This is a genomic window from Jeotgalibaca porci (assembly GCF_011299095.1).
GTDB classification, from domain to species: domain Bacteria; phylum Bacillota; class Bacilli; order Lactobacillales; family Aerococcaceae; genus Jeotgalibaca; species Jeotgalibaca porci.
The window spans coordinates 1,029,859-1,042,571 of sequence record NZ_CP049889.1 but is presented as its reverse complement, the minus strand read 5'-3'; the positions used below and the strand labels follow the sequence as shown (position 1 = coordinate 1,042,571).

Below are 12,713 nucleotides of genomic sequence, written 5' to 3'. Positions count from 1 at the left end.
CATGTTTTATACATCCCCTTTTTAAATTTCTAAATAATTTTTGATGTCTTTTACATAATGGCGATTTATGATGACATGTTCACCATTTCGTAGCTTTGCTTCGAGTCGGTAATTGGGTAGAGGAAGGACACTCTCCAGCATGTCCATGTTTAAAATTGTACTTTTATTAATCCGGACGAACGAGCGCTTACTTAATTTTTTTTCAATTGTGTATAATTTTTCCTTACATTGATATATATCCGTGTGTGCGTATAAGAATAGAGTGTTATCAACGCTTTCGATATAGTAGACTTCTTTGCTATCTATGAAATGGACAGCCCCATCTCGTATCCCCTCTAGTTGAATCGTATGCCCTCGTACTCTATTAACGATTTCTTGAGTATGTCGATCAAACAGATTGTAAGTGATAGTAACAAGTGTTTCTTTTAAGTTTTTGTCTTCTTTCAATACTAATTTCATTGACTGCTCTCCTTCCTTTAGAACGTATATACAGTTTATCGGCTTCATTTTCTCTATACAACCACTTTTTATTGACTTGCATAAAAGCATTGCTATCTTGCATAAATAATTCCATCTCACCAATTGTTGACTAATTGCAGTCATTTAGTATATACTTTTCCTTGCTTCTGGAAAAAGAATGAATAAGGAGGATAGTTTTACGGAAAAGGATAGCGCCAGGCCCATCTGATGTCAGATTAGATGTGGTGACGAGGATTGAGTTTATCGAAAGATTCGGCGGATGACTCAAGGTTTGTGTAATCTACAGAATGGTTTAAAAAGGAACTGTAAAGTTTCAACAGAAAGCCATTCCCGCACCCGGAAGCAAATTTAATAGAAAAATGAGGTTTATTTGCTATGTGTGGAATTGTAGGATATATCGGTCAAAGTGCCGTACAGGAAATTTTGTTGTCAGGTCTTGAAAAGTTAGAATACCGCGGTTATGACTCCGCCGGTATTTTTGTTGTAGATAAAATAGGAAACAGTCACTTGTTTAGAGAAAAAGGCCGTATTGCGGAATTACGCGAAGTGGTTGATTTCGACGTTCCTGCGCAGATGGGAATCGGACATACGCGTTGGGCGACACACGGGGTGCCAAGTATTGCCAACGCGCATCCGCACCAATCACAGGATGGTCGTTTTACTTTGGTCCACAATGGGGTTATTGAGAATTTCCAGGAACTTAAAGCCACGTATTTGCCAGATGTTGCTTTAACTGGAAATACCGATACGGAAATTGTCGTGAATGTTATCGCGCATTTTGCAAAAAATGACGCTTTAACCACGAAAGAAATTTTCCGCGAAGCTTTGAAGGTCGTGAAAGGCTCGTATGCATTTGCGTTGATTGATTCAAAAGACCCAGAAATATTATGGGCTGCAAAAAATAAAAGTCCGTTATTGATTGGTGTCGGTACAGATTTCCATGTAGTAGCGAGTGATGCCATGGCAACTATCCAATTAACGGATCAATACGTTGAAATTCACGATGGTGAAATGGTGCAGTTAACAAATACAGATTTTGCTATTGAGACAGTGTCCGGAAGCGTCATAAATCGAGCGCCTTACAAAGCAACAGTCGACGCGGCCGATTTAGAAAAAGGGATGTATCCTTATTACATGTTGAAAGAAATCGACGAGCAGCCAGCTGTTTTACGTAGAATCGTACAACAGTACCAAAATTCAGCCGGAGAATTGGAAATTCCGAATGAATTGAAACAAGCTGTTGAGGCTGCAGACCGTATTCATATTGTTGCGTGCGGAACGAGTTACCATGCGGGATGGTTAGGGAAACACTTTTTAGAAAAAATGGCGGGTATTCCAACCGAAGTGCATATTGCCAGTGAATTTTCCTACAATCCACCTTTGATTAAGGGGAATCCATTGTTTGTTTTCATTTCACAATCGGGTGAAACAGCAGATAGTCGGCAAGTATTGGTGAAGGTCAAAGAGTGGGGCTATCCGACTTTGACGATAACAAACGTTCAAGGATCAACATTGTCACGCGAAGCAAATCATACGTTATTGCTTCATGCAGGGCCGGAGATAGCGGTGGCTTCCACAAAAGCTTATACGGCACAGATTTCTGTATTGGCAATTCTTGCGGCGACTCTTTCTGAAGAAAAGGACTTTGCTCTTATCCATGAACTTGGGATTGTAGCGAATGCCATGGATAGCATCATTGCTGAAAAAGAGCAGATTGCAGAACTGGCGGAAGCGTATCTGACTGACAAACGCAGTGCCTTTTATATTGGCCGCGGGTTGGATTACTATGTTTCGATGGAAGCTGCTTTGAAACTGAAAGAAATTTCTTATGTTCAAACGGAAGGATTTGCTGCCGGCGAATTGAAGCATGGAACCATTGCCTTGATTGAAGAAGGTACGCCGGTTATTGCGCTTATTACGCAAGCTGAAAATGCGAGCCATACCCGGGGAAATATTGAGGAGGTCCGTTCGCGCGGTGCGCATACTTGTGTATGTGTAATGGAAGGGTTACAGCAAGAAAGTGACCAATTAGTGTTGCCGGCGGTACATCCAATGCTGACACCATTATTGGCTGTTGTACCAACACAGCTTTTGGCTTACTATGCCACACTTCAACGTGGGTTTGACGTTGATAAGCCCCGTAATTTAGCAAAATCAGTGACAGTTGAATAAAATAGAGATTATGTAGTAGAGCAGACAAGCTGGGAAAAGATTTCCAGCCTATCTGCTCTATTTTTCGTACTGAGAGTGCGCGCAACTATATGTTTTATCGTTCGATAGGTATAATAGAAATAAGGGAGGTGTACGTAGTGAGTAAAACCCAAAAAGTAATCAGCTTTCTGACGATGCTCGTACTCGTTGTGATAGGTGCATTCTTAATTTATGTGAATGATGATTACGATGCAAATAATCAAGCGTTGGAAGCTATGAAGTCGGACGATAAGGTTCAAGTGACGGGTGATGATCCGCTTTATTTTTATCCCATCGACCGTACAGAGAATCAAACAGGTATTATTTTCTATCCCGGTGGAAAAGTAGAATATGAAAGCTATGCGCCGTTGATGCGTCAGATTGCGGAAGAAGGCTATGCAACATTTTTATTAGATGTACCTTTTGGCTTAGCTGTCTTTGATATTAACGCTGCTGAAAAGATAATGGCCGCAAATCCTGATATTTCAGAATGGTATGTAGCGGGGCACTCTTTGGGCGGTTCGATGGCGGCAATTTATGCTGAGGGTGCAAATGAACAGCTTTCTGGTTTAATTCTATTAGCTGCGTACTCAACAGCAGATTTATCTGGAACGGATTTGAATGTCTTGAGTATTTATGGCAGTGAAGATGGCGTGTTAAATACTGAAAGTGTACAAGAAAACCGCTCGTTACTGCCAGATAATCACAAAGAAATCATTATTGAGGGCGGGAACCATGCCCAATTCGGAAATTACGGCGAACAGGCAGGCGACGGAGATGCAACTGTTTCAACCGAGGAACAGCAAAAGCTAACGGTAGAAGCAATTACTGATTTGTTAGCGGAATGAAAAGGAGCGTAGCGCATGGGTAGACAGCATATTTACGAGATGACGATGGCACGCATCTATCCGCTTTATATTACTAAAGCGGAAAGGAAAAATCGGACAAAAGAAGAAGTCGATACGATTATTCAATGGCTGACCGGCCATGATGCGCCGAGCTTTAGCTTGGTTTTAGAAAATGAAGTGACGTTGAAAGATTTTTTTGCAGAAGCACCACAGCTAAATCCCGCCCGGCACTTGATTAAAGGGGTAGTATGCGGCGTGCGCGTAGAAGAAATCGAAGAGCCATTGATGCAAGAAATTCGTTATATGGATAAATTAATTGATGAATTAGCTAAAGGAAAGAAGATGGAAAAGATACTTAGGGCTTAAAGGATTGGGGCGTTTGAGATGCAAACAAAGAAAAAAGCGTGGATAAATTTAATCGTTTTGATTGCGACACTAGTTGTGAACGGCTTGGGAGGAACGGGATTAATTAATGATTCGTCTCAAAGTGAGGTTTCCGGTGAATTCCAAACGTTAATCACGCCGGCGGGATTTGCTTTTAGCATTTGGAGTCTTATTTACGGGCTATTGGTAATCAGTATGATTGTCATGATTGTAAAAAGTGAGGATGGCTATTATCGAAAAGCAATTGAAAAAATCACACCTCTCTTTTGGTTAAGTTCGGTGTTAAATATGGCTTGGATTGTCGCTTTTTCTTACTATCAAATTGGGCTCTCAACCCTTTTTATTTTTGGTTATCTGTTAAGTCTGACACGTATCGTCCAAATTTTGTTGGCCATGCATGAACCGAAACGCTGGCTCTTACCAGTGACGTTTGGCCTGAATGCTGGCTGGTTATTCATCGCAACGGTTGTAAATATCTCTGCTTTCTTGGTTCAGATCGAATGGAATGGCTTTGGTATCGCGGATACAACGTGGGCTATCTTGATGTTAGTCATTTCGGTGGCTCTCTGCGCGTTTGTTTTGTGGCACTTGAAAAACGCAGCCTTTCCGTTACCAATCGCATGGGCTTACTTTGCGATATTCAGTGAAAGAATGAATGCGGGGAATGCAAGCGCAGTTGGCTACGTATCCATTGGGGGCATGGTTGTCTTATTGTTGTTAGCTGGTCTTACCTACAAAAAAAACAATCATTCTCTGTTTCCAGAATAGTTTATTGAACCGCAACTTCGTGTTGTGGTTCTTTTTTTTATTGAGGTATAATAGGGAAAAAGTTGGAGGTGTTGAAAATTGAATGAAGCACTACTGATAGTAGATATGAGTAATGATTTTGTAGCAGATACGGGTACCTTAACTGTTGGAAAACCGGCACAGGACATTATTCCGTATATTATTAAAATGGCGAATCAGTTTCTGGAAAGTGGTCAATTGGTTGTGATCGGGATGGATGCGCATGAAGAAAATGATCCGCATTTTGACTTATGGCCTGCTCATAACGTAAAAGGCACAGAAGGCCAACAATTATACGGTGACTTGGGGAAATGGTACGAGGCGAATAAGTCGCATGACCAGGTTCTTTACGTGCCGAAAACAAACTATAATTCCTTCTTCAAAACGGATCTAGCAGACACCTTACGTGCTAAAGGAATTGAAAAAGTTCATGTGGTTGGTGTCACAACCGACATTTGTGACTTCTTAACCGTTGCAGGTGCAGATGCAGAAGGATTCAAAACAGCCATTCATAAACGTGGTGTAGCCACATTTACAAACTTAGGCGATACCATGTTAGATCATATGTTTCGGTGTTTCCATACAGAAATTATTGCATAAGGGAGTCCGCTATGAAAAAGAAAATGCTAGCTATAGCAACCGTTTCAAGTTTAGCAACTGCTGCTTACTTGGCGATTGGCAATTATTTTTATGAATACGCATTGAAATCCAAACGAAAACAAGGAACAGTACAAGAAATAATGGATATGAGTCATACAGATGATGACTTTTTGGCGAAAAATCCGTCCAAAGAAAAATATATAGATTCTACTGACGTCCCTACATTGAAATTACATGCAGAAGCCTATCTTCATCCTGAAGCAGGACATAAATGGGTAGTGGCTGTGCACGGTTATACGAGCCATAGTCGGGAAATGACGCAGTGGGTACGTGGTTTTTATGAAAAAGGCCTTAACGTTTTGACGCCCGATTTAAGAGGGCATGGTTTGAGTGAAGGGGAGTATATCGGTATGGGTTGGCATGACCGTTTAGACGTCTTGGCTTGGGTCAACGCGTTAATTGCCGAGGATCCTGAAGCGGAAATTGTCCTGTTTGGGCTGTCCATGGGCGGCGCAACGGTTATGATGTTAGCAGGAGAAGACTTGCCAGACAATGTTAAGGTTGTTGTTGAAGACTGTGGTTTTGCTAGTGCACGTTCTATTCTATCTTACCAACTAAAGGAACGTTTTCAGTTACCGGCATTCCCCGCTCTTCAAGCTGCCAATACTGTGGCAAAACTTCGCGCAGGTTACGGAATTTTTGAAGCTTCCGCTGTAAAGCAACTGGCTAAAGCAACGGTGCCTATTCTTTTTATTCACGGTGAGGCTGATACGTTTGTTCCTTTTGAAATGATAGAAGAGGTATATGCAGCTACAAATACGGAAAAGAAAAAATTGACGATTCCTAGTGCAGAACATACCGAATCCATCAACGTGAATCCTGAATTATACTGGAAGACTGTCTGGGAATTTGTAGGCAGATTTATGGCAGTTTAACGCCGTCTGCGTGGCAATCGCCAATTATAGTGAGCGGAAATAAGTCGCAGAAAAACAATAGCGGCAAATAATATTCCTGCTTGAGCCAAGCTGTTAATCCATTCTAAACCAATGATTAACCCACCCAGGGCAGCCCAAAGCGCATAAATATCTGAATGCAGAATCATCGGTTCTTTACGCGCAAGGATGTCACGAATGACCCCGCCGCCAGAACCGGTTAAAGTGGCTGCCACAATAATTCCTGCTAAAGGTATTCCAGCGTTTAGGGCAGCGAAAGCTCCTTGAATAGCGAAAACAGCTAATCCAATCGCATCAAAGAAAACAGCACCACGGTCCCAACGATTGATCCATTGTTTCGGGATGAAAAAAACCAATGTAATAGTTATAAACGCTGCAATAAAGTGCGCATTTTGCGACCAAATCAGTTGAATCGGCGTACCGATTAATAAGTTTCGAATCGTACCCCCGCCAAATGATGTGATGAAGCCCAGAACATAAAAACCTAAAATATCATAATCTTCGTCCAAAGCCGTAATGGCACCACTCGCAGCGAATGCAATAATTCCGACGATATTAAATAATTCAATAACCATGGAGAGCCTCCTTTTCTTGGAGTTCTAATAAGTACCAGGCATCCATCGCGGTATGCTCGGACCCGGGTAAAGGGTGGTCCAATAAGGCAAACCCACATTTTTCATAGAGGCGACAAGCTGCAGAGAGTTCTTTCAAAGTTTCCAAATAGCAGGCTTGGTAATGGAGAGCCGCAAAAGTCAACGCATGCGTCATCAAAAGCTTGCCGTAACCGTGCCCGTGAGCGGAATCTTTTAAGTAAAGTTTTTGTAACTCACAGACGTTGTCTTTCCAAGGCGCAATACCGACGCCGCCGACTATCTCGTCGTTTATTTCCAATACCCAATAAGCAGCATTGGGAATAGTGGTATAGTAGGAAGTTAAGTCATTCAGCTGCGGGTCGAAGTATGCTGTTCCTGGCAGATCAAAGCCGCGTGATTTCAATGATTGTTGGATAATCTGCTTCACTGCCAAATTGTCCGGATGGGAAATAGTTCGTATCAGCATGTCACGCCTCCTTTTTTCATCAGTCTAACCAAATGATTCTTGGAGGTCAAACTTATTAGATTGGAGGAGCTCAAATGAATCGTATTAACTTAATTGCTTTAGGTGTCCGGGATATGGAAAAGTCACTCGCGTTCTTTCGTACGCTTGGTTTTCAGACAAAAACAGAGGAGAAAAACCCCGGGATTGTTTTCTTCAATAACGAAGGTTCGAAATTAGAGTTATTTCCCTTGGAAGAGTTAGCCAAGGATATTAATTTCGAAAAGCCACCTGCCTTGCCGCAAGGTGGCTTTCCAGGGATGACACTCGCTTGCAACATGAAATCACGTGAAGAGGTCGACCACACGATGAAAAAGGCAGTGGCGGCCGGCGCAACACTAGCTAAAGAACCCCAAGAACTCTCGTGGGGCGGTTACGGCGGCTACTTTATCGACCTTGATGGTTATTATTGGGAAGTTGCCTATGGTCCAGATTGGAAATTTGATGAGCAAAATATGTTAGTGATTGAATAAATGTAATGTTAGGAAAAGGGGGATTTTATGTCGAAAATTAAGTTAGGTATCATAGGCTACGGAAATTTGGGGAAAGGTGTTGAAGAACAACTTCAATTTAATACTGACATTGAATTGATTGGTGTTTTTTCACGACGTGATCCTAAAACAGTTAGTGCGTCTTGTCCGGTTTTTCATATGGATGATTTAGTCGGAATGAAAAAGGACCTTGATGTCGTTCTTCTTTGCGGTGGTTCGGCGACCGATATTCCCGAGCAGGCGCCTGTTTTACAAGAACATTTTACGACTGTAAATGCATATGATAATCACGCGGCAATTCCCGCACACTTTAACAGTTTGGATGAAATTGCACGTCGTCAGAAAAATGTTGCGATTGTAGCGACAGGATGGGATCCGGGGCTTTTTTCCCTAAACCGTCTCATTGCCGAAGCGATTTTGCCAAAAGGTGAAACCTACACATTTTGGGGAAAAGGTGTCAGTCAGGGGCACAGTGATGCAATTCGCCGTGTTGCGGGCGTGAAACGTGGGGTACAATATACAATCCCGAACGAAGCGTTGATTCAAAAAATTCGAGATGGTAAAGAAGTTGTGTATACTAAAACCGCTTCGCATAAACGCGTGTGTTATGTGGTTGCAGATGAGGGAGCAGATGAGGCTGCTATTACCCACACTATTTCCACTATGAAAGATTACTTTGCAGATTATGAAACAGAGGTTCATTTTATTGATGAGGCAACGTTTGATCGCGATCATAGCGGTATTCCGCATGGTGGACATGTTTTACGCCGCGGCTATACAGGAGAAGATACGCAGGCTGTGTATGAATTGAATGTGAATCTAGGAAGTAACCCCGGCTTTACGGCCGCTGTCATGGTGGCGTATGCGCGAGCAGCATTCCGCTTGGCAAGAGAAGGAAATTATGGAGCGAAATCAGTATTTGATGTGGCTCCGAGCTACTTATCTCCAAAAACACCAGAAGAATTACGGAAAGAGTTGCTTTAAAAAATGATAAGTGACGATGGGACTGTTACGTTACAGTCTCACGTCTTTTTTTTCAGAAAAACGCTGACTCAGCCGTCAATTTCGATTTGAGCCGTCGTTATTCCCGCAAAACGCTGACTCAGCCGTCAAATTCAATTTGGGCCGTCGTTATTCCCGCAAAACGCTGACTCAGCTGTCAAATTTGGTTTGAGCCGTCGTTATTCCCGCAAAACGCTGACTCAGCCGTCAATTTCGATTTGAGTCGTCGTTATTCTCGCAAAACGCTGACTCAGCTGTCAAATTCAGTTTGAGTCGTCGTTATTTAATTTATAACAAACCGTAGCTGGTGATTGGTGATATTCCTACGTGATGGTATAATTATATTGAATAAATAAGCTTCGTAACAAGGAGGATGAGCTGTGGAACAAAAGGCGAAAGAATTAGCGATGATTATTGAGCAAGCGCAAAACATTGTGGCTTTTACGGGCGCCGGAATTAGTACGGGCAGTGGTATTCCTGACTTCCGCTCTTCGGGAGGCGTTTTTGATCAAATTAGCGGGCGACATTATTCAGGAGAAGAAGCCTTAAGTGCACCATTCTTTGAACGCAATCCGGCTTTATTTTATAAAAACTTTTCTGAAACACTTTCTTTTCCTGATGCGAAACCGAATTTCAGTCACTCTTTTTTCTATGAACTAGAGAAAATGGGGAAAAATGTGACTATTGTTACTCAGAATGTGGATGGGTTGCATGAAATGGCGGGAAATTCCCGTGTCTTAGATTTACATGGGAGTGCGACCAGATGGCTGAGGGTGGCAGATAAACAAGAAGTAGCATTTGAAACGATTCATACAGATGATAAAGGAATCATGGTGGATGCGACGGGTGAGCGCGTGCGACCGGACATTGTTTTGTATGGGGAACAATTGGATTATAACGTCATCACGGACTCAATTCGGGCTATTTCAGAAGCGGATTTATTAATTGTAGTGGGGACGAGCTTACAGGTGTCGCCGGCAAATACATTTGTTGAAACATTCCGTGGTAAACATGCAGTTTTAATTAATCGTACGAAAGTACCAATGATGGATCGTTTTACCCTGATTGCTCAAACTGACAGCGATACATTTTTGAAAGAAGTATGGAACGTGCTTGAAAAAGGAGCGCGGGCATAAAGATTCGGAAAGCCAAGGAAGAGGGGCTTCGTTTTGGGAGAAGCGAGTAGCGATGAAGCAATAGAGGAAACGCAATACCGAATGATTTGGAAAAAGAACAAAAGTGAGACAGAGAAAGAGGGAAGTACGTGAAAAGGATTGCGATAATTGGGATGGGAGCAGCCGGCGTCAGCGTTTTGAATGCTATGGCGAAATTCCCGGAATATACCCAAATGGAGATTATGCTATACAGTGACAGCGAGACGTTCGGAACAGGCCTGCCTTATCAAGCGGATGATACGAGCCTGTTGTTGAATCAAACTGCTGATACGATGAGTATCGATCCCGAAGATCCAAACGATTTCGTGAGCTGGATAAGTGAAAAGAAAGCAATTGAAGGTGCGAAAAAAATGCACTTCCCGAGAACGTGGTATGGTGAATATTTACAGGATGTATTAGAAGAGGCCTTAGCGTTTTTGAATCCCAAAGTAATAAAAGCAGAAGTAACGGACTTATCTATTCAAGCAGATGGGAAGATTCTTTTGGCCTCTGCTCAAGGTGAGGAGGTTGTGGATGCGGTTCATCTCTGCATGGGTCATTTGGCTTATCAGGATCCGTATCATTTGAAAGGGAATCCGGATTATATTTACCATCCTTATCCGACATATAAAAAATTAGACCAAATCAAAAACGACTCGCGGGTAGGTATCATCGGCACAGGTTTGACCGGCATTGACATGATGCGTTACCTCGTTCGCAAACGTACCGGTGTCCAGATTCATTTCTTTTCAGATAGGGGGACCTTCAGTTCTGTTCGTGGCGTTGAACCACAACTTCAACTACAGTATTTAACACGGGAACACTTGGAAAAGGAACGCTTGAATAGTAGCGGCTTTGTTTCACTTTCAAAAATGATTGACTGGTTTCGGTTGGAATGTCAGGAGCACGGAGTTGATTTAGACAAACTCTTGACAACCTATCCCGAAGGAACAAAAGAGGAACTGGAAATGCAATTGGAAGACCCCGGCGACTTGGAGAAGCTACAAAGTATTATTCATGCCATGGATTTTGATTTACCGGAGTACTGGCTGGCTTTAAACGAGGCCGATAAGACACGCTATGTCCATGAATACCGTTCGCTGTTCGAGCGCTTTCGCAGCCCGATGCCACGCGAAACCGTTACGGAACTACTGGAATTGTCGGCATCAGGTGAGGTTCGTACCCATCAGGAGATTAAAGCCATCAATGGCGCCCAACCTGGCTTTTACGTATCTTTGGAAAATGGGAAAGATGTAGCCGTGGATTATATCATCAATGCGACCGGCCAGAATAAACGGGTAGAAGTTTCGTATTTGAATAGCCCTTTGTTAAACAATTTATTGAATAAACGTATCCTGCAGCCGGAAGTATCCGGAGGTATTCAAGTTATTTGGCCGACATCGGAAGCTGTGAGTCAACGCTATGGCATTCTAAGTAATTTGCGTGTACATGGACAACTCATTACCGGGATTCAATATGGAAATAATACAGTGGGGCTCATTCAGAAGCATGCTTACAAAGTTGTGGATGAGATGCGGAAGCAATAAAAAAAAGAGCTTCCGCTTCGGAAACTCTTTAGATCTTAATATGTTTGTGGTGGTGTTGGTGGCATGTTGCCTTGACGACGGTATTGAGAAGGTGTCATATTAGATAACTCACGGAACGTTTTTGAGAAGTGCGAAGGTGATTGGAAACCAACCAAGTGGGCGATGTCGGCAATAGCAATATTTGTATTGCGTAACATTTTTTGTGCTTCATCGATACGAACGTGGATCAAGTAGTCAATAGGTGACATACCCACTTCTTGTTTGAAAATACGGATTAAGTAGAATTTATTGATGTGAATCAGTTCTACTAAGTCATCCAACGTAATATTTTTATGATAGTTTACCTTCATAAAGTTCTTAACTGTTTGGATTTCTTTGTGGTTTTTCTTGTTCAGTGAATTGCGAATAGAGAATTCTTCGTCACGAAGGAGATGAATCAAGATGATTTCGATGTAGCGTTTTGCTACTTCTTCATACCCAGATTTCTTTGCATCCATTTCTTTTGTAATGAATGTAATGAATTGATTGGTATCTGCTTCTTTTTCATCGTGGACGTAATAGGTGAATTCACCATCAGATTCGCTCACCGCGGAAAATTCCAAACCGTGAATACCTACTTCTGTGATATCAACGCTGGTATTATTTTCTAAATCCCAGTAATGTTCAACATTGGGATTAATTAAAATAATTTGGTTTTTCTTAACAGTCCTAGAAGCATCCTTAAATGTTAAAGTTGCTTCACCGTTATGGATGTAAACCATCTTAACGTGTGGTTGTTTTTGAAAAGAAGTTGTTAGATTAGTTGTAACAGTAGACTTTACTGCAGAAACGATTTTAAGTGACAGATTTTTAAAATTAGACATAGTGTACATAAATTGCCTCCTTTGAGCTTACTTGTATAATATCTATATAAATTTCATGTGAATTTTACCGACTACTATATATGATAATACAATATAATTATTTGTCTAGTAATTTATCTTATTTATAACAAAATAAAATAGTAAAATTGACAATAGTGTTAAAAAGTAATCTTTCACGCTTTCAACTTGTCTACTCTCTTTCAATATTGTACATGATAAAAATAAAAAAGGAAGTACAAAAAAGCGATTCTTGAAAAAATAAACTTTTGATTATTTCGATAGTCCAGTATAACATTATGAAATTAAATTGTCACTATTAA

At 41.6% G+C, this 12,713-nt stretch carries 14 protein-coding genes; 10 read left to right on the top strand and 4 right to left on the bottom strand.

The features are described from left to right. Window positions 1-21 precede the first annotated feature (21 nt). The gene (locus G7058_RS05310) at window positions 22-459 is read right to left on the bottom strand and encodes a LytTR family DNA-binding domain-containing protein (protein ID WP_166062583.1); all 438 of its coding nucleotides are present in this window, start codon (window positions 457-459) and stop codon (window positions 22-24) included. A 396-nt stretch (window positions 460-855) separates the two neighbouring features. On the opposite strand from G7058_RS05310, the gene glmS reads away from it, so the two are divergent. The 6 genes from glmS (at window position 856) to G7058_RS05280 (ending at window position 6,223) form a co-directional block, all read left to right on the top strand. Then, complete coding sequence (gene glmS, locus G7058_RS05305; RefSeq protein ID WP_166062582.1) at window positions 856-2,652, top strand: glutamine--fructose-6-phosphate transaminase (isomerizing); 1,797 nt, start codon at window positions 856-858, stop codon at window positions 2,650-2,652. A gap of 137 nt (window positions 2,653-2,789) precedes the next feature. Beyond that, on the top strand, window positions 2,790-3,518 hold the full coding sequence (locus G7058_RS05300) for an alpha/beta hydrolase (protein WP_227004505.1): 729 nt from the start codon (window positions 2,790-2,792) through the stop codon (window positions 3,516-3,518). Window positions 3,519-3,533: 15 nt separating this feature from the next. Continuing rightward, the gene (locus G7058_RS05295; RefSeq protein WP_166062581.1) at window positions 3,534-3,884 is read left to right on the top strand and encodes a DUF2200 domain-containing protein; all 351 of its coding nucleotides are present in this window, start codon (window positions 3,534-3,536) and stop codon (window positions 3,882-3,884) included. A gap of 18 nt (window positions 3,885-3,902) precedes the next feature. Further along, a complete protein-coding gene (locus G7058_RS05290) occupies window positions 3,903-4,670 on the top strand; it encodes a tryptophan-rich sensory protein (protein ID WP_166062580.1) in 768 nt (255 codons plus the stop codon). Between the two features lie 78 nt (window positions 4,671-4,748). Then, complete coding sequence (locus tag G7058_RS05285) at window positions 4,749-5,288, top strand: cysteine hydrolase family protein (protein ID WP_166062579.1); 540 nt, start codon at window positions 4,749-4,751, stop codon at window positions 5,286-5,288. Window positions 5,289-5,299: 11 nt separating this feature from the next. After that, window positions 5,300-6,223 (top strand): alpha/beta hydrolase, encoded by a 924-nt coding sequence (locus G7058_RS05280; protein ID WP_166062578.1) that lies wholly within the window; start codon window positions 5,300-5,302, stop codon window positions 6,221-6,223. Here the strand turns inward: G7058_RS05280 and G7058_RS05275 are convergent. Next, window positions 6,220-6,816 carry a trimeric intracellular cation channel family protein gene (locus G7058_RS05275; protein WP_166062577.1) on the bottom strand — a complete coding sequence of 199 codons (597 nt, stop codon included), beginning with the start codon at window positions 6,814-6,816 and terminating at the stop codon, window positions 6,220-6,222. The genes G7058_RS05280 and G7058_RS05275 overlap by 4 nt on opposite strands. Continuing rightward, on the bottom strand, window positions 6,806-7,300 hold the full coding sequence (locus G7058_RS05270; protein WP_166062576.1) for a GNAT family N-acetyltransferase: 495 nt from the start codon (window positions 7,298-7,300) through the stop codon (window positions 6,806-6,808). Before G7058_RS05270 ends, G7058_RS05275 begins: the two co-directional genes overlap by 11 nt. 74 nt (window positions 7,301-7,374) lie before the next feature. Here G7058_RS05270 and G7058_RS05265 point away from each other — a divergent pair, with 74 nt between their 5' ends. The 4 genes from G7058_RS05265 to G7058_RS05250 all read left to right on the top strand — a co-directional run bounded on the left by G7058_RS05265 (window position 7,375) and on the right by G7058_RS05250 (window position 11,530). Next, window positions 7,375-7,809 (top strand): VOC family protein, encoded by a 435-nt coding sequence (locus G7058_RS05265; protein ID WP_166062575.1) that lies wholly within the window; start codon window positions 7,375-7,377, stop codon window positions 7,807-7,809. Window positions 7,810-7,836: 27 nt separating this feature from the next. After that, complete coding sequence (locus G7058_RS05260) at window positions 7,837-8,811, top strand: diaminopimelate dehydrogenase (protein WP_166062574.1); 975 nt, start codon at window positions 7,837-7,839, stop codon at window positions 8,809-8,811. A gap of 398 nt (window positions 8,812-9,209) precedes the next feature. Next, window positions 9,210-9,965 carry an NAD-dependent protein deacylase gene (locus G7058_RS05255; protein WP_166062573.1) on the top strand — a complete coding sequence of 252 codons (756 nt, stop codon included), beginning with the start codon at window positions 9,210-9,212 and terminating at the stop codon, window positions 9,963-9,965. Between the two features lie 128 nt (window positions 9,966-10,093). Then, window positions 10,094-11,530, top strand: a complete 1,437-nt coding sequence (locus tag G7058_RS05250; protein ID WP_166062572.1) for an FAD/NAD(P)-binding protein — start codon at window positions 10,094-10,096, stop codon at window positions 11,528-11,530. 35 nt (window positions 11,531-11,565) lie between these two features. On the opposite strand, the gene G7058_RS05245 is transcribed toward G7058_RS05250, so the two are convergent. Then, on the bottom strand, window positions 11,566-12,402 hold the full coding sequence (locus G7058_RS05245) for an AraC family transcriptional regulator (protein ID WP_166062571.1): 837 nt from the start codon (window positions 12,400-12,402) through the stop codon (window positions 11,566-11,568). Window positions 12,403-12,713 lie beyond the last annotated feature (311 nt).

Coding starts and splice junctions, on each gene's coding strand:
- G7058_RS05245 (WP_166062571.1), bottom strand. CDS start 12,402: ATGTACACTATGTCTAATTTTAAAAATCTGTCACTTAAAATCGTTTCT.
- G7058_RS05280 (WP_166062578.1), top strand. CDS start 5,300: ATGAAAAAGAAAATGCTAGCTATAGCAACCGTTTCAAGTTTAGCAACT.
- G7058_RS05260 (WP_166062574.1), top strand. CDS start 7,837: ATGTCGAAAATTAAGTTAGGTATCATAGGCTACGGAAATTTGGGGAAA.
- G7058_RS05290 (WP_166062580.1), top strand. CDS start 3,903: ATGCAAACAAAGAAAAAAGCGTGGATAAATTTAATCGTTTTGATTGCG.
- G7058_RS05310 (WP_166062583.1), bottom strand. CDS start 459: ATGAAATTAGTATTGAAAGAAGACAAAAACTTAAAAGAAACACTTGTT.
- G7058_RS05270 (WP_166062576.1), bottom strand. CDS start 7,300: ATGCTGATACGAACTATTTCCCATCCGGACAATTTGGCAGTGAAGCAG.
- G7058_RS05275 (WP_166062577.1), bottom strand. CDS start 6,816: ATGGTTATTGAATTATTTAATATCGTCGGAATTATTGCATTCGCTGCG.
- G7058_RS05295 (WP_166062581.1), top strand. CDS start 3,534: ATGGGTAGACAGCATATTTACGAGATGACGATGGCACGCATCTATCCG.
- G7058_RS05265 (WP_166062575.1), top strand. CDS start 7,375: ATGAATCGTATTAACTTAATTGCTTTAGGTGTCCGGGATATGGAAAAG.
- glmS (WP_166062582.1), top strand. CDS start 856: ATGTGTGGAATTGTAGGATATATCGGTCAAAGTGCCGTACAGGAAATT.